This is a genomic window from Saccharopolyspora antibiotica (genome assembly GCF_047200635.1).
Lineage (GTDB): Bacteria > Actinomycetota > Actinomycetes > Mycobacteriales > Pseudonocardiaceae > Saccharopolyspora_C.
Map to the genome: position 1 here is coordinate 25547 of NZ_JBJZOI010000005.1, position 15125 is coordinate 40671.

The window sequence follows — 15125 nt, forward strand, 5'->3', positions numbered from 1 at the left end:
CGACCGCGATTTCCCACGAAATCGCACCCTCCCCAGCCCCAGGACGCGCGATTTCGCGAGAAATCGCGCGCTCCCGGCCTGGGCATCGGCGATTTCTCGCGAAATCGCGTGCCGCTCGGCGGGGGCGGGGCTCGGGGAGCGCCCGCGGTGGCGGGTGGGTCGGCCGGGGCCGGCTCCGCCGCTGAGCGGAGCCGCGCCCGGTCCGGAGGCTCGGGCGGGGGTTCCGGGCGGGCGGTCAGACCCGGTGGTCAGACCCGGCGGCGGTAGGCCCACATCGCGAGGGGGAAGAACACCGCCGTCAGCGCGACCATCCAGATCACCGTGGCGGTGAGCGGGCCCGCGACCGGGCCGCCGATCATCAGGCCCCGCGCGGTGTCCGCGAGCTGGGTGACCGGGTTGATCTGCACCCACACCTGCAACCACCCGGGCATCGTCTCGGTCGGCACGAACACGTTGCTGCCCATGGTCAGCGGGAACATGAACGCCATCGCGACACCGGGCAGCGCCTGCTGGCTGCGGATCAGCATCCCGAGGAACACCGTGATCCAGCACATCGACAGCGCGAAGGCCAGCGCGACGAGGAACGCGGCGAAGGCCTGCACGGGCCCGGTCTCCACCCGGAAGCCCATCAGCGTCGCCACGCCCAGCAGCACCGCCACCGCCACGACGTAGCGGACGACGTCGCCGAGCACAGCGCCGATCAACGGCGCGGAGCGGGCGATCGGCAGGCTGCGGAACCGGTCGAACACGCCCTTGTTGATGTCGGTGTTGAGCTGCATCCCGGTGCCGAGCGAGCCGAAGATCATGTTCATCGCCATCACGCCGGGCAGCGTCTGCTGCAGGTAGGCGCCGGTGTCCTGAGCGATCGCGCCGCCGAACAGGTACACGAACATGACGAGGAACAGGATCGGCTGCACGGTGACGTCGAGCAGCCCCTCCGGCGACTTGCGGATCTTGAGCACGCTGCGCCCGGCCAGCGTCAGGCCGTGCCGGAGGGTGCGCAGCGGTCCGATGCGCTCGTGCTGGTGCGGGGTCGGCACCGCCGTCCCGGTCGATCGTTCCGCGGTGCTGGTCATGCTGCGGTCTCCTCCTCCGCGGCGGACTTCCCGGTCAGGGCGAGGAAGACCTCGTCCAGGCTGGGCAGTCGCAAGGCGAGTTCGTCGGCGGTGATCCCCGCGTCGTCGAGCCTGCGGACCAGGGTCGACAGCAGCACCGGATCGTCCACCGGTGCGGTGATCAGGCCGCCGTCGTCGGCGGTCGCGGGCCGGACTCCGGTGAGCTCGGCGACGATCCGCCGCACCTCACCGATGTCCTCGGCGCCGCTCGGGCGCACCTGCAGGGTCTGCTTGCCGGTGCGGCGCTTGAGCTCCTCGGCGCGGCCCTCGGCCACCACCCGCCCCCGGTCGATCACGCTGATCCGATCCGCGAGCTGGTCGGCCTCCTCCAGGTACTGCGTGGTCAGCAGCACCGTGACGCCCTCGTCGGTGAGCGCCCGCACCATGTCCCACACCTGGTTGCGGCTGCGCGGGTCCAGACCCGTCGTCGGCTCGTCCAGGTAGAGCACCTCCGGCCTGCCGACGAGGCTCGCGGCCAGGTCCAGCCGCCTGCGCATCCCGCCCGAGTAGGTCTTGATCGCCCGGCCACCGGCGTCGCTGAGCGAGAACCGCTCCAGCAGCTCCGTCGCGCGGGCGCGGGCGTCGCGCCGGGACAGCTCCAGCAGCCTGCCGATGAGCACCAGGTTCTCGACGCCGGTCAGGTCCTCGTCCACCGAGGCGTACTGCCCGGTCAGGCCGATCCGGCCGCGCACCGCCACCGACTCCGTCAGCAGGTCGCGCCCGGCGATCGTGGCGCGCCCGGCGTCCGGGCGCAGCAGCGTGGCGAGGATCCGCACCGCCGTCGTCTTGCCCGCACCGTTGGGGCCCAGCACGCCGAGGATCGATCCGGTGGACGCGGCCAGGTCGACCCCGTCCAGCGCGGTGGTCGCGCCGAAGCGTTTGACCAGGCCTTCAGCCTGGATCGCGTAGGACATCCCGTCTCCTTCGTTCGCTATGCTCCCCACCATCGGGGCATCCGCTGGCAACCCGCGCACAGCGCGCTGACAGCTCACGTGAGCCTCGCGACACCGGGGGTGCTGGATGGACGCGGCCGAGGCCGACCACCCACCCCGCCGACGGCGGAGTCGCCTGGTCACGGCGGTGTTCCTGCTGCTCGTGCTGGCCGTGGCCGGGTGGTCCGCGCCCGTGCTGCTGGGGTTCGACACGGCGAACCGCGGCACGATCGCGCTCGTCGCGACCCTGCAGTACGCCGTTCCGGCGGGTGCCGCGCTGACCGTGCTGGGCCTGGCGCTGCGACGCTGGTTGAGCACGCTGCTGGTGGGTCTGCTCACCGCGGTGCTGGCGGTCCTGGTGCTCCCCCGGGCGATCCCGGACTCGCCGACACCGGCGCAAGGTTCACCGCTGCGGGTGCTGTCGGTCAATCTGTTTTTCGGCCGGGCCGACGCCGCGCAGGTGGTCCGGCTGGTGCGCGAAGGCGAGGTCGACGTGCTGAGCCTGCAGGAGCTCACCCCGGAGGCCGTCACCGCGCTGGACCGGGCGGGACTGGAGCGGCTGCTGCCGCACCGGGTGCTGCGCAGCGGTCCCGGGGCGGAGGGCACGGGCATCGCCTCCCGGCTGCCGCTGCGGGAACTCGCGCTGGCGCGGCCGAGCGCGCTGGCGCAGCCTTCGGCGCTCATCGACCTGCCGGGGCGCCGGGACGTGGAGTTCGTCGCGGTGCACCCGCTCTACCCGATGGGCCCCGGCACGGCGGAGGTCTGGGCGCGCGAGCTCGACGAGCTGCCCCGCCCGAACGGGGAGGGCGGCCCGCCCCGGGTGCTGGCGGGGGACTTCAACGCGACGCTGGACCACTCCCCGCTGCGGGCGCTGCTGGGCACCGGGTACGAGGACGCCGCGGAGGTCACCGGCGGCGGCCTGGTCCCGACCTGGGGAACGGGCTGGTTTCCGCGCGTCACGATCGACCACGTGCTCACCAGCGGTGGCCTCGTCGCGCAGGCCTACTCGGTGCACGACGTCCCCGGCAGCGACCACCGGGCGATCCTCGCGCACCTCGTCGTGCCGGACTGACCGCTCGTTCGCGGCACGGCCCGCACGGGGGAGCGGGGGCGACCGTCCGCGGTGCGGGGTCGATCGCTGGTGCGACGCAGCGCGGTGGGAACGCCGTTCCTGGGCAGGAGTCCGCCGCGCGCTCGCGGGTGGTGCGGGCCGGGGCTCCGCCCAGCGGCTCGGCGGCGTGCGGGAGGTGGTCAGCGGCGGGTGGTGAGCAGCTCCTCGATCGCGGTGAGGGCTTCCAGGGCCCCCGAGGCGATCGAGATGCCGCGCCCGTGCCGGACCTCGGGCTCTCGGGGGTTGATCCGGACCAGCGCGCCGGAGGCGGCGGAGGCCAGCTCCGCGTGCCTGCGCACCGTCGGCACCGCCGTGCCCGCGCCGAGCTCGACCACCACCAGCCGCGCCGCGCGCAGCGAACGCCGCCACACCTGCAGCTCGTCCAGCCGGGGCTGGGCGAACCCGGGGACCCAGCTCCAGTCGCCGAACATCAGGATGTTCGGCCGCGCGATCCCACCGCAGTTCCGGCAGGCGGGCAGCGGTGGCCTCGCCCGCATCGTGTCGATCTCCACCGGCACCGAGAGCTCTCCGGCCGGCCACACCTCGTCGGTGCAGGGTTCCAGGCACTGCAGGTGGTGGATGCTGCCGTGGCACTCGGCCACCTGCTCGGCCGCGAACCCGGCGCGGTGGAACTGGCCGTCCACGTTGGACGTGAAGACCCGGGCTCCGGCGGGAGCCCGGGCCGCCCAGCGCCGCAGCACCGCGAAGCCCTCGTGCGGCACCGTCTCCCGGTACAGCTCCAGCCGGTGCCCGTAGAAGCCCCAGGCCAGCTCGGGGTCCTCGGCGAAGTGCACCGGATCGGCGACCTCCGCGAAGCTCAGCCCCAGCCGCTCGTAGGGCGGGTACGCGCGCCAGAACCCGGCGTCACCGCGGAAGTCGGGCAGCCCGGAGTCGACCCCGAGCCCGGCCCCGGCGCAGATCAGCAGCGCCTCCGCCCCGGAGATCAGCTCAGCGGCGGCGGCGAGCGCGTCCGAGCGCACGGTGCTCCTCACGTCGAACGGGTGCGCGGGGCGGGAGACCCACCCCGCGCGGGACCTCAGGCTTCCTTGTGGCGCTCCTGCACGACCTCGAACTCCAGCAGGCTGGAGCCGGTGGCCACGGTGTTCTTGTGCTCGCCGGAGTGGGCGGCCTTCGCGGGGCCCTGGGCCCAGTTCTGGAAGTCCTCCTCGGTCTCCCACTTCGTGTAGACGAAGTACCGGTCCTCGCCGCTGGTGGGGCGCAGCAGCTCGAAGCCGAGGAAACCGGGGGAGTCCTCGACGGAGCCGTGCCGCCCGGCGAAGCGCTTCTCCAGCTCCGGGCCGGAACCTTCGGGGACCTCGATCGCGTTGATCTTCACAACAGCCATGACCTCAGCCTACGTACCCGCGCCGGGGGCTGGCGAGCAGCGCAGCGCGGCTCACAGCTCGATCTGCGGGTGCAGCCTGCCGATCGTCCACACCCGCTGCCGCAGCACCACCAGCGAGGTCAGCACCAGGAATCCGAGCAGCACCGAACCGAGCACGATCGCGTCCCGCGCCAGGTGCTGCGCCTCGCCGCCGGTGAACGCCACCCGCAACCCGTCCACCAGGTAGCTCATCGGCAGCACCGGGTGCAGCGCCCGGATCGGCGCGGGCGCGGTCTCCACCGGGTACAACCCGCCGGAGGCGGCGACCTGGAGCAGCAGCAGCGCCAGCGACACCAGGCCGCCGACCGCGCCGAACGCGGCGCGCAGGAAGTGGTTCACCGCGGTGAACCCGGCCGCCCCGAGCGCCACCAGCCCGATCGCTCCCGGCAGGTCCACCGGGTCCAGGCCCAGCAGCAGGTCCGTCGCGCCCAGCAGCACCAGCCCGCCGATCACACCGAGCGCCGCCGCCGGGAGCCAGCCGCCCAGCGCCACCGACAGCGGATTGGTGCGCCCGCCCAGCGCCCGCTGGTTCAGCGGGGTGAGCAGCAGGTACGCGAACAACCCGCAGACCCACAGCGCGATCCCGAACAGCAGCGGCGCCACCCCGCGCCCGTAGACGTCGGCCGAGTTCAACGTCGTCGCCCGCACCACCGAGGGCGTGCCCAGCTCCCCGGAGGCCTTCGCGACCTCCGTCGGTCCGGCCGGGGGAAGCCGGTCCAGCCCGTCCCGCACCTGGTCGGCGAGCCGTCGCGCGCCGTCGTGCAGCTGGCCGGAGCCGGTCTGGGCGACCCCGATGTTCGCGACCAGCGCGTTCACCCCGTGGGTGAGCCCGCCGACCCCGCCGGTGAGTTCCGCCGACGCGGTGCGCAACCGGGTGGCGGGATCGGCGAGGCCGTTCACCTGCCGCTGCAGCGGTGCCAGCTGGTCGCGCAGCCCCCGCGCCCGCTCCTGCGCCGCGTCCGCGCCGCGCGCCGCGTCCCGCGCGGCTCCACCGACGGCGGCCGAGGTCGCCGCCGCTTGCCGGACGTCCCCCAGCGCCGAGCGGTACAGCGGGTCCCCGCGCAGCTCCGGATACCGGTCCGCCAGCTGCGCCAGGGCGCTCGCCGAGCGGTTCGCCTGCTGCCGCGCCGCCGCCGCGCCGCCGCGCACCGAGCTCAGCCCGCTCACCGCCGAGCCGTTCGACTCCAGCAGCGACTCGGTGGTGGCGGGCAGCTCCCGCCCGGTGAAGTCGCTGATCGAGGACATCCGCTCGTCCAGCTCGGCCGAGGCCCCGGCGATGTCGCCGACGCCGCCGGAGACCCGGCCGGTGCTGTCCCGCACCCCGCTGAGACCGCGCGCCAGCGCCGCCGTGCTCTGCTGGTTCAGCTGGGTCCCCTGCACCAGCTGCCGGGAGACCTCGGCCGCGCCGTCGAGCCTGCCGCGCACCTCACCGAGGTCCCCGTAGAGGCCGCGCGCGTAGGCGGCGTAGGCGGCGGAGTTGATCTGGTTCTGCAACTCGTAGCGCGCGGCGTCGGCCATCACGCCCGCCAGGTGCCCGTTCGCGTCGTTGCGGGTCAGCAGCACCGCGGGCCGCTGCGGTGCGGTGCGGGTGGACCGGGCCAGCCGGGCGCTGAAGTCCTCCGGGACGCGGATCGTGAAGTAGTAGCGCCCGTCCTCCAGCCCGCGCCGGGCGGCCTCCTGGTCGACGAAGTGCCACTGGAAGGTGTCGGTGGTGCGCAGCTGCTGGACGAACTGCTCACCCGCGTTGATCTGCTCCCCGTGGTGGTCGGCCGGGCGATCGGAGTTGACCACCGCCACCGGGATCGCCGCCGTCCGGCCGTAGGGGTCCCAGTTGGCCCACAGGAACAGCGCCCCGTACAGCAGCGGCAGCAGCACCAGCACCGCGGGTGCGAACCGGCGCCACGGCCCGCGGAACCGGCGCAGCTCCAGCCACGCCAGGTAGACGGCCTTCATCGGACCGGCTCGTTCGCCGCGGAGCTCAGCAGCGGCAGCCCCCCGGTGTCGTCGCCGAAGTCGACGACGTTGTACGGCAGCCGGATCAGCACGTCCGCCTCGGGCCCCGGCTCGGTGGAGCTGGCCAGCACCGTGGTCCCGGTGTCGGCGACCGCGCGCAGCGCCGACCACACCCGGTTGCGCCCCGAGGGCAGCAGCCCGGTGACGACGTCGTCGACGACGATCCCCGGCGGTGCCCCGGCGGCGGCCAGCGCGATCGCCAGCAGCAGCCGGTCGTCCGGGTACAGCTCGTCGATCAGCGCGGAGCGGTCCACGTCCAGCCCGACCAGCGCCATCGCCTCGTCCACCGCGCGGGCGGGGATCCGGGAGGTGCACCGGCGTTCCCGGATCGCCTCCCGGACCCGCAGCCTGCCCTCCAGCTCGAAGCCGGGGGACAGCCGCGCGGGCACGATGGCGCGGCGCACCAGGCTCGGCCGGCGCGGCGCCTCGTCGACCTCGATGCGCCCGGCGACGATCCGCAGCCTGCCGGAGAGCGCCAGCAGCAGCGCGGTCCGCCCGGTGCCGCCCTCGCCGAGGACCACGGCGAGCTCGCCGGGGTAGACGCGCGCGTCGACGTTCTCGAAGACGATGCCCTCCGGTCCCGTCGCGGTGATCCCGCGCGCCACGATGCTCACGCCCTCGACGTCCATCTCGCTCCCTCACGCCGCGTGACAGGCTTCGATCCAAACTGGCCCCTCACCAGGCCGGGAGCAACTCGGGCGGGGGCGCGTCAGGTCCGCAGCGGAGCGATCAGGTGCGCTGGTCGCAGGGGTGGAGCGCCGCCGCGCGGGCGCGAGCCCGGATCACCCGTTCGATCAGCGGGTGGCGAGCACCTCGGCCTCGCCGGAGCGGGAGTCGAGCACCGCCACCTCGGCGACCGCGGCCCGCACCGGCTCCACCGCGCGCAGCGCGCGGAAGCCCGCGGTCAACCGCTCGCCGTCCAGCGGCGGGGTCAGCGCGCAGTGCGGGATCCACGCGCCCGGGAAGTGGTAGGCCGAGGGGTGCGCCACCTTCCCGGCCAGCACGTCGTGCACGGCCGAGTGCACCGCCAGCAGCTCGGCGTCGACCACCGCGGCCAGCAGCAGCACCGCTTCCTCGCCGGGGAAGGTGCCCAGCGTGCCGAACCACAGGTCCGGCAGGAACAGCGCGCGCAGCTCGGCGCGCAGGGCGGTTCGGGTTGCCGCCGGGATGGTGCGGGCCGCCGCCAGCGCGACGCTCGGCCTGCCCCCGGCCACCGGGACCCCGGCCGCCGCCAACGAGTCCCGCAGGGCGCGCAGCCGCTCCTCGGTGTCCTCGTCGAAGAACACGGTCAGCACCTGCGCCACGGCCGCCTCCCGCTCAGCGCTCGCCGGGCAGCGCGAACCTGCCGTCCTCGGTCTGCTCCAGCAGGCCGTCCACCAGCAGCGAGTCCAGGCAGCGGTCGCGCTGCCCGGCGTCCGACCACACCGCGTCGAGCCGCTCCCGGGGCACGGGGCCCTCGGTGCCGCGCAGCACGTCGAGCAGCTTCCCCCGCACCTGGCGGTCGGTCCCGGCGAACTTCTGCACCTTCTTCGGCGGACCCGCGTAGGCCGGCCGGCCCGCGCGCTGCCAGGCGCACTCCGCGGCGATCGGGCAGCGCTCGCAGGCCGGGGAGCGGACGGTGCAGATCACCTGGCCGAGCTCCATCAGCGCGGCGGACAACCGCGCGGCGCTCGCGTCGTCGGAGGGCAGCAGCGCGTCCACGTCGGCGAGGTCCCGCTTCGTCGACGGCGGCCCGGCGTCCCCGGCGGCGTGCACCGCGCGGGCCACCACCCTGCGGACGTTGGTGTCCACCACCGGCGCCCGCCTGCCGTAGGCGAACGCGGCGACCGCGCGGGCCGTGTAGGCCCCGATCCCGGGCAGCGCCAGCAGGGTGTCCACATCGGACGGGACGACGTCGCCGTGCTCGGCGGCGATCACCGCTGCGGCCTCGTGCAGCCGCAGCGCGCGGCGCGGGTAGCCGAGCTTGCCCCAGGCGCGCAGCACCTCGGCCTGCGAGGTCGCCGCGAGATCGGAGGGGCGCGGCCAGCGGCGCAGCCACTCCTGCCAGATCGGCGCGACCCGGTTCACCGGCGTCTGCTGCAGCATCGTCTCGCTGACCAGCACGCCCCAGCCGGTGATCCCGGCCGCGCGCCACGGCAGCGGACGGGCCTCCGCCTCGAACCAGTCGATGAGCTCGGTGGGGTCCCAGGTGATCGTCGTCATCTCGCTCCCGATCCTGCCAGCACTCGACCGGGCGCCCACCGCCGCCCTCGCGAGCCGGGCGATGACGATCAAGATCGCCTGATCGGACGATCGACTGCAACTGATCAGCGGTGTCAAAGCACCTGATCGGGTGTGCTCGCCTTGGTCCGTCCAGCCGGATCACGGGGTTACTGTCGGATCGTGCTGGACCCCATCGGACCGCTGCCCCGCGAGGTGTACTGGCGCCGCCGCGCCCTGGCGCTCGGCGTGATCCTGCTGGCCGTCGCGGCCGCGGTGTGGGCCGCCGCGGTGCTCGTCGGCACCACCCGCGCCCCGCACCCCGCCCCGCAGGCCGCGCTCCCGCCCCCGGAACCGCACGCCGCCCCGGCCCGGCCCGCGGCACCCCCGCCGCCACCCCCGCCGTGCGCCGACCAGGACCTGCGGATCGCCGCGGAACCGGTCCGGGCGAACAACCCGGCGGGGGAACCGATCGCGCTGCGGATGGTCCTCACCAACGCCAGCTCCACGGCCTGCGTCCGGGACACCGACCGGATGCTCCGCGAGATCGTCGTCTCCACCGCCGACGGCACCCGCTACTGGTCCAGCAGCGACTGCCACGTCGAATCCACCAACGAGAAGCCGCTCCTCGCCCCCGGTGCTTCCGTCCGCAACGAGATCCGGTGGACCGGCGTCGCCTCCACCCGCGACGCGAGCCCGAGCCAGTGCGCCGCCGAGCGCGACACCGCCCCCGCGGGCGACTACGTCGTCGGAGCCCGGCTGGACCGCCTCGTCAGCGAGCCGGTGCCCTTCCGCATCACCGGCTAGACGTAGTGGTCCGTCGTGCAGGACTCCGCCAGCCGCAGCAGGGCGTCGCGGATCTGCCGGGCGCGGGACTCGCCGATGTGCTCCACCGCCCGCAGCCGCTCGACGTCCGCCGCCAGCAGGGCCTGCAGCGAACCGAAGTGCGCGACCAGCTGCCCGCGCGTCGCCGCGGGCAGCCTGGGGACCCGCGCCAGCAGCCGGTAGCCGCGCGGGCGCAGCGCTCCCTCCAGGTCCTCCGCCCCGCCCCGGTAGCCGAAGGCCTGCGCCACCGCCGCGAGGTCCAGCAGCGCCGTGGCGTCCAGCTTCGCCAGCGCGGCGTCCACCTGCTCCGAGGTCGGCATCCCGCCCGCGGTCGGGAGGTATTCCTGCACCACCAGCTCCCGGTCCACGTCGATGCCGCCGACCAGCTCGTCGAGCTGGAGCTCGATCAGCCTGCCGTCGCTGCCCAGCTCCACCACCGCGCCCTCGATCTCGTCGGAGATCCGCCGCACCATCTCCAGCCGCTGCACCACCGTCATCGCGTCCCGCAGCGTGACCGCGTCCGCCACCTCCAGAGCGGACAGCGCGTGCGTCACCTCGGCCAGCCGCGCGGTGTAGCGCTCCAGCGTGGCGAGCGCCTGGTTGGCCCTGGACAGGATCTCCGGCGAGCCGGACAGCACGTGCCGGTGGCCGTGGATGTAGACGCTGACCAGGCTCATCGACTGGCTCACCGAGACCACCGGGTGCCCGGTGTGGATCGCGGTGCGCTCAGCGGTGCGGTGCCGGGTGCCGGACTCGTCGGTGGGGATCGTCGGATCCGGCACCAGCTGCACGTTCGCCCGCAGGATCCGGGTCGCGTCCGTGGACAGCACCACCGCACCGTCCATCTTGGACAGCTCCCGGAGGCGGGTGGCGCTGAACTCCACGTCCAGCCGGAAGCCCCCGTCGCAGATCGACTCCACGGTGCGGTCGTAGCCGAGCACGATCAGCGCCCCGGTGCGCCCGCGCAGGATCCGCTCCAGCGCGTCGCGCAGCGAGGTGCCCGGCGCCAGCCACGCCAGCGTGGCGCGCAGCTGCTCGGGCTGGCCGCTCTCCGCCACCGGTCCTCCTCCTCCCGCTCCCGGATCGGTCTTGCCCGGCGATACCGCCGCCCGGCCCGCTCGCCGGGGCGGATCCGCCGATCGGCGATCAGCGGGACCGCAGCGACTTCAGCGCGGTCTGCAGGTCCGGCACCTCGGTCGCCCGCACTCCGGCGGGCAACCGGCCGGAGTCCGGCGGCACCAGCGCCCGGTCGAAGCCCAGCCGAGCCGCCTCCGCCAGCCGCCGTCCCACGCCGCTGACCCGGCGGATCTCCCCGGCCAGGCCGACCTCGCCGATCACCACGATGTTCGGCGGCAGCGGGACGTCCAGCGCGGAGGAGGCGATGGCCAGCGCCACCGCCAGGTCCGCCGCGGGCTCGGTGACCTTCATCCCGCCGACCGTCGCGGCGAAGACCTCCTTCTCCCCGGTGCGGATCCTGCCGCGCTTGTCCAGCACGGCCAGCGTCATCGACACCCGCGCCGAGTCCAGGCCGCTCACCGCGCGGCGCGGGATCTGCATCTGGGTCGGGGCCACCAGCGCCTGCACCTCGGCCAGCAGGGGCCGCTTGCCCTCCACCATCACCGTGACCGCCGTGCCGGGGACCGCGGCCTCCTGCCGGTTCAGGAACAGCCCGGAGGGGTCGGTGACCTCCGCGATGCCGTCGTCGCGCTGCTCGAAGCAGCCGACCTCGTCGGCCGGGCCGAACCGGTTCTTGATGCCCCGCAGCATCCGGAGTGAGGAGTGCCGGTCGCCCTCGAAGTTGAGCACCACGTCCACGAGGTGCTCGAGCGCGCGCGGCCCGGCCACCGCGCCGTCCTTGGTCACGTGGCCCACCAGCACCACCGGCAGCCCGCGCTCCTTCGCCAGCGCCACCAGTCCCGAGGTCACCGCCCGCACCTGGGTGACCCCGCCGGGCGTCCCGTCCACGTCCGGGGACTGCACCGTCTGCACCGAGTCCACGATCAGCAGCCCCGGCTTGATCGCGTCGACGTGGCCGAGCACCGCGGACAGGTCGTTCTCCGAGCCGAGGTAGAGCTCCGGGTCCAGCGAGTCGGTGCGTTCCGCGCGCAACCGCACCTGGCCCGGCGACTCCTCGCCGGTGATGTAGAGCGAGGGGCCGCCGGTGCGGGCCGCCGCCCAGCGGTGCGCGACCTCCAGCAGCAGCGTCGACTTGCCCACCCCGGGCTCGCCGGCGAGCAGCATCACCGCGCCCGGCACGATCCCGCCGCCGAGGACGCGGTCCAGCTCCGCGATGTGGGTGGGCACCGCCCGCGCCGAGTCCAGGTCCACCTCGGCGATCGGGCGGGCGGAGGTCGCGGGCGCCGCGGCGGTCAGCGTCGCGAACGCGGGCTTGGCCGGGGCCGCCTCCTCGACGGTGTTCCACTCGTGGCACTTCGGGCAGCGTCCGACCCACTTCGCGACCTCGTGGCCGCACTCGGCGCAGCGGAACCCGGGCCGGGCGGTGCGGGTGTTCTTGGCAGGCACGGACCCGAGGCTAGCCGTCCGCGCCGACCGCGCCCCCGGCCGACACGGCGCCGGGGTGTCGGCCCGGCCCGGCCCCGGACGCGCCGAAGGCCGCCCCGGTGCGGGACGGCCTTCGGGTGGCGTGCGGGCCGAGATCGGCCGTTCGCGCAGGTCAGTGGTGCGAGTCCCCGCCGCCGGTGTCCGGGCGCGGGGTCGAGTCCTCACCGATCGGCACCTGCACGGTCAGCGGACCCGCCTTCTCGAACTCGAAGGTCACCGGGATGGTCACGCCCGGGGTGATGTCCTGGGTGAGGCCCTGCAGCGTGATCGAGACCTGCCGCTGCTCCGGGCCGCCCGCGTGGACTTCCTCGGAGCCGTAGGCGTGCAGCGCCGACCGGGAGGGCAGGGTGGTCTCCTCGCCGACCTGGGCCGAGCGCGCGTAGGTGCTGGAGACCCGCACCAGGCGGTCCAGCTCGCCGGTGTCGTTGATCAGCACGCCCGCGAGCGGGGCCGAGGAACCGGCGGGGTAGCGAGCCCCGGTCTCCGGGAAGGACAGCGTCGCGTTGCGGACGCCGATGCCGCCGGCGTCTCCGCTGCCGCCCGGGACGGCGGCGACCTGCGTGTCGGTCTCGGTGACCTGACCCGCGCTGCAACCGGCGAGTGCGACGAGGGCGCCCAGGCCGAGGGCGGCCGAGGTCAACCGCGCGCGAAAGGGGTGGTGCTGGGGGCGGCTCACGGTGGCAGTGTCCTTCCTGATAGCCGGACGACCGCGAAGGAGCTTAGTGGTCCGGTTCGCGCGACCAGTAGGCAGACCCCACATCGGTTCGCGCTCCCGCGCCGTGACTCGTGTTCGGAAGGTGTCCACATTGGATCAAAAGGGGGTTGCGGAGGGCTGTGGGATGCATGTCCGGGTGCGGTTTGTCAACCCCCGATCGCGTCCTGACCTGCGACGACGGGTGGGAGCCGGTCGAGGCTCAGTTGCCGCCCATGCTAAGCTGGGCGCAGCGAAAGGGGCAGAGGACACATGGTTTTCAAGGTCGGAGAGACCGTCGTCTACCCGCATCACGGTGCCGCGCTCATCGAAGCAATCGAGACCCGTGTGATCAAGGGCGAGGAGAAGCAATACCTCGTCCTGAAGGTCGCGCAAGGTGATTTGACCGTTCGCGTTCCCGCGGACAACGCCGAGATCGTCGGTGTTCGGGACGTGGTCGGTCAAGAGGGTCTGGACCGCGTCTTCGACGTGCTGCGCGCCCCGCACACCGAGGAACCTACCAACTGGTCCCGGCGGTACAAGGCCAACGTCGAGAAGCTCGCTTCCGGCGACGTGAACAAGGTGGCCGAAGTGGTGCGCGACCTCTGGCGGCGCGAGAAGGACCGTGGCCTGTCCGCGGGTGAGAAGCGCATGTTGGCGAAGGCCAGGCAAATACTGGTCAGCGAATTGGCGCTGGCCGAGGGGACCGACGAGGGCAAGGCGGAGTCCCTGCTCGACGAAGTCCTCGCCACGGCCGTCTGATCGGCGGGTCCTGCTCGACGTGAAGGTGGTGGCCCTCGTACCGGCCGCCGGGCGCGGGGTGCGCCTCGGGGCCGGGATGCCGAAAGCGCTGGTCCCCGTGGCCGGTGAATCCCTGCTGGTGCGCGCGGTCCGCGGTCTGCTGGACTCCGGTCGCGTGCACCACGTCGTCGTCGCCGCCCCGGCTGACCAGGTCGAGGTCGTCCGCCGCGAGCTCGCCGGGTTCGATCCCGGCTCGGTGCACGTGGTCCCCGGCGGCGCGGACCGGACGCAGTCCGTGCGCTTGGCGCTGGCCGACGTCGATCGAGTCGCGCCCGGCGCCGACGTGGTGCTCGTGCACGACGCCGCCCGCGCCTTCACCCCGCCGGAGATGATCGCGGACGTGGTGGACGCCGTGCTCGGCGGTGCTCCCGCCGTGATCCCGGTCCTCCCCGTCGCGGACACCATCAAGCAGGTCGACCCCGGCGGCGCGGTGACCGCCACCGTCGACCGCTCGCTGCTGCGCACCGTGCAGACCCCCCAGGGCTTCCGGCCCGACGTCCTCCGCGCCGCCTACGACGCGGCCGGGGACGCCGCCACCGACGACGCCGGGCTCGTGGAGCGGGCCGGTGGCGAGGTGCGCACCGTGCCGGGGCACCCGCGCGCGTTGAAGATCACCACTGCTTTCGACCTGGCCGTCGCCGAGTCGGTGCTGGCCGCCGAACCGATCGGAGAACCCCGGTGACCGGACCGCTGCCGAGGATCGGGCAGGGCGTGGACGTGCACCCCGTCGAGGCCGGGCGGGAGTGCTGGGTCGCCGGGCTGCACTGGCCCGGGGTGGACGGGTGCAGCGGTCACTCCGACGGCGACGTCGCCTCGCACGCGCTCTGCGACGCGCTGCTCTCGGCCGCCGGGCTGGGCGACCTGGGCGCCGTGTTCGGCACCGGCGACGACCGGTGGGCGGGCGCGCACGGCGCGGAGCTGCTGGCCGAGGTCGTCTCCCGGATCAGCGAAGCCGGGTTCCGGGTCGGCAACGCCACCGTGCAGGTGATCGGCAACGCGCCGCGCATCGGCAGGCGCCGCGAGGAAGCGCAGCGGGTGCTCTCCGAGGTGCTCGGCGCCCCGGTGTCCGTGGCGGGCACCACGAGCGACGGCCTGGGGCTCACCGGTCGTGGCGAGGGCATCGCGGCCGTGGCCACCGCACTGCTCTTCCCGGCGGCTTGACCAGCTGATCTGGTTAATTCCGCCCCACCAGGGGGACAAATCGGGGAGATCTCGGGGTGCGCTCCAGGACCGGAGCGCCCGCGCTGGGTCATGCTCGACGCATGGTGATCGAACGCAATCGCTGGGTGCGCGGGGCCGTGATCGGGCAGCCCGTGATCGCGTGGCCCGCCGCGCTGCTGGTGTGGGCGGGCGGCGGCCCGGTCGCGCTGGCCGCGACGCTGCTGTGGATCAGCACCGCCTCCTGCGTCTTCGGCATCCTCGGCCCCCGCTGCCGGGACGATGTCCGCACCCGAGACCCCCGTCGGTGCTGAGCCGTCGCTGGGCGCGGACC

Annotated in this window: 17 protein-coding genes; 6 read left to right on the forward strand and 11 right to left on the reverse strand. The window is 74.2% G+C overall.

Going from position 1 to position 15125, the window contains the following annotated elements; translation table 11 throughout:
• Positions 1-248 precede the first annotated feature (248 nt).
• Both ACL03H_RS04640 and ACL03H_RS04645 read right to left on the reverse strand, forming a co-directional pair.
• Complete coding sequence (locus ACL03H_RS04640) at positions 249-1076, reverse strand: ABC transporter permease (protein ID WP_412809818.1); 828 nt, start codon at positions 1074-1076, stop codon at positions 249-251.
• Positions 1073-2029, reverse strand: a complete 957-nt coding sequence (locus ACL03H_RS04645) for an ATP-binding cassette domain-containing protein (protein ID WP_412809819.1) — start codon at positions 2027-2029, stop codon at positions 1073-1075. Before ACL03H_RS04645 ends, ACL03H_RS04640 begins: the two co-directional genes overlap by 4 nt.
• 106 nt (positions 2030-2135) lie before the next feature.
• Between ACL03H_RS04645 and ACL03H_RS04650 the strand changes: the two genes are divergently transcribed.
• A complete protein-coding gene (locus ACL03H_RS04650) occupies positions 2136-3119 on the forward strand; it encodes an endonuclease/exonuclease/phosphatase family protein (RefSeq protein ID WP_412809820.1) in 984 nt (327 codons plus the stop codon).
• A 179-nt stretch (positions 3120-3298) separates the two neighbouring features.
• Here the strand turns inward: ACL03H_RS04650 and ACL03H_RS04655 are convergent, their stop codons facing one another.
• From ACL03H_RS04655 to ACL03H_RS04680, 6 genes are all read right to left on the reverse strand, one after another.
• A complete protein-coding gene (locus ACL03H_RS04655; RefSeq protein ID WP_412809821.1) occupies positions 3299-4138 on the reverse strand; it encodes an SIR2 family NAD-dependent protein deacylase in 840 nt (279 codons plus the stop codon).
• Positions 4139-4194: 56 nt separating this feature from the next.
• Positions 4195-4503, reverse strand: coding sequence for an antibiotic biosynthesis monooxygenase family protein (locus ACL03H_RS04660; RefSeq protein WP_412809822.1), 309 nt, complete (start codon positions 4501-4503; stop codon positions 4195-4197).
• A 51-nt stretch (positions 4504-4554) separates the two neighbouring features.
• A complete protein-coding gene (locus ACL03H_RS04665) occupies positions 4555-6495 on the reverse strand; it encodes a YhgE/Pip family protein (protein WP_412809823.1) in 1941 nt (646 codons plus the stop codon).
• Positions 6492-7184 (reverse strand): ATP-binding cassette domain-containing protein, encoded by a 693-nt coding sequence (locus tag ACL03H_RS04670; RefSeq protein ID WP_412809824.1) that lies wholly within the window; start codon positions 7182-7184, stop codon positions 6492-6494. Before ACL03H_RS04670 ends, ACL03H_RS04665 begins: the two co-directional genes overlap by 4 nt.
• A gap of 165 nt (positions 7185-7349) precedes the next feature.
• The gene (locus ACL03H_RS04675; RefSeq protein WP_412809825.1) at positions 7350-7859 is read right to left on the reverse strand and encodes a 2'-5' RNA ligase family protein; all 510 of its coding nucleotides are present in this window, start codon (positions 7857-7859) and stop codon (positions 7350-7352) included.
• Positions 7860-7872: 13 nt separating this feature from the next.
• Positions 7873-8757: an HhH-GPD family protein gene (locus ACL03H_RS04680; protein WP_412809826.1), complete on the reverse strand. Its 885-nt coding sequence runs from the start codon at positions 8755-8757 to the stop codon at positions 7873-7875.
• A 180-nt stretch (positions 8758-8937) separates the two neighbouring features.
• Here ACL03H_RS04680 and ACL03H_RS04685 point away from each other — a divergent pair, with 180 nt between their 5' ends.
• Positions 8938-9561 (forward strand): hypothetical protein, encoded by a 624-nt coding sequence (locus ACL03H_RS04685; RefSeq protein WP_412809827.1) that lies wholly within the window; start codon positions 8938-8940, stop codon positions 9559-9561.
• Here the strand turns inward: ACL03H_RS04685 and disA are convergent.
• The 3 genes from disA to ACL03H_RS04700 form a co-directional block, all read right to left on the reverse strand.
• Positions 9558-10637 (reverse strand): DNA integrity scanning diadenylate cyclase DisA, encoded by a 1080-nt coding sequence (gene disA, locus ACL03H_RS04690; RefSeq protein ID WP_412809828.1) that lies wholly within the window; start codon positions 10635-10637, stop codon positions 9558-9560. The two genes, ACL03H_RS04685 and disA, sit on opposite strands and share 4 nt — an antisense overlap.
• Positions 10638-10725: 88 nt before the next feature.
• Positions 10726-12102, reverse strand: a complete 1377-nt coding sequence (gene radA, locus ACL03H_RS04695; protein WP_412809829.1) for a DNA repair protein RadA — start codon at positions 12100-12102, stop codon at positions 10726-10728.
• Between the two features lie 151 nt (positions 12103-12253).
• The gene (locus ACL03H_RS04700) at positions 12254-12817 is read right to left on the reverse strand and encodes a copper chaperone PCu(A)C (protein ID WP_412809830.1); all 564 of its coding nucleotides are present in this window, start codon (positions 12815-12817) and stop codon (positions 12254-12256) included.
• Positions 12818-13105: 288 nt separating this feature from the next.
• On the opposite strand from ACL03H_RS04700, the gene ACL03H_RS04705 reads away from it, so the two are divergent.
• From ACL03H_RS04705 to ACL03H_RS04720, 4 genes are all read left to right on the forward strand, one after another.
• Positions 13106-13594 (forward strand): CarD family transcriptional regulator, encoded by a 489-nt coding sequence (locus ACL03H_RS04705; protein ID WP_184483481.1) that lies wholly within the window; start codon positions 13106-13108, stop codon positions 13592-13594.
• A gap of 19 nt (positions 13595-13613) precedes the next feature.
• A complete protein-coding gene (gene ispD, locus ACL03H_RS04710; RefSeq protein WP_412809831.1) occupies positions 13614-14315 on the forward strand; it encodes a 2-C-methyl-D-erythritol 4-phosphate cytidylyltransferase in 702 nt (233 codons plus the stop codon).
• Positions 14312-14794, forward strand: coding sequence for a 2-C-methyl-D-erythritol 2,4-cyclodiphosphate synthase (gene ispF, locus ACL03H_RS04715; protein ID WP_412809832.1), 483 nt, complete (start codon positions 14312-14314; stop codon positions 14792-14794). The genes ispD and ispF overlap by 4 nt, the downstream gene beginning before the upstream one ends.
• Before the next feature lie 101 nt (positions 14795-14895).
• Positions 14896-15105, forward strand: coding sequence for a hypothetical protein (locus ACL03H_RS04720; RefSeq protein ID WP_412809833.1), 210 nt, complete (start codon positions 14896-14898; stop codon positions 15103-15105).
• Positions 15106-15125: the final 20 nt, after the last annotated feature.

Coding starts and splice junctions, on each gene's coding strand:
- ACL03H_RS04650 (WP_412809820.1), top strand. CDS start 2,136: ATGGACGCGGCCGAGGCCGACCACCCACCCCGCCGACGGCGGAGTCGC.
- ACL03H_RS04640 (WP_412809818.1), bottom strand. CDS start 1,076: ATGACCAGCACCGCGGAACGATCGACCGGGACGGCGGTGCCGACCCCG.
- ACL03H_RS04670 (WP_412809824.1), bottom strand. CDS start 7,184: ATGGACGTCGAGGGCGTGAGCATCGTGGCGCGCGGGATCACCGCGACG.
- ACL03H_RS04720 (WP_412809833.1), top strand. CDS start 14,896: ATGGTGATCGAACGCAATCGCTGGGTGCGCGGGGCCGTGATCGGGCAG.
- ACL03H_RS04665 (WP_412809823.1), bottom strand. CDS start 6,495: ATGAAGGCCGTCTACCTGGCGTGGCTGGAGCTGCGCCGGTTCCGCGGG.
- ACL03H_RS04660 (WP_412809822.1), bottom strand. CDS start 4,503: ATGGCTGTTGTGAAGATCAACGCGATCGAGGTCCCCGAAGGTTCCGGC.
- ACL03H_RS04645 (WP_412809819.1), bottom strand. CDS start 2,029: ATGTCCTACGCGATCCAGGCTGAAGGCCTGGTCAAACGCTTCGGCGCG.
- ACL03H_RS04680 (WP_412809826.1), bottom strand. CDS start 8,757: ATGACGACGATCACCTGGGACCCCACCGAGCTCATCGACTGGTTCGAG.
- ACL03H_RS04705 (WP_184483481.1), top strand. CDS start 13,106: ATGGTTTTCAAGGTCGGAGAGACCGTCGTCTACCCGCATCACGGTGCC.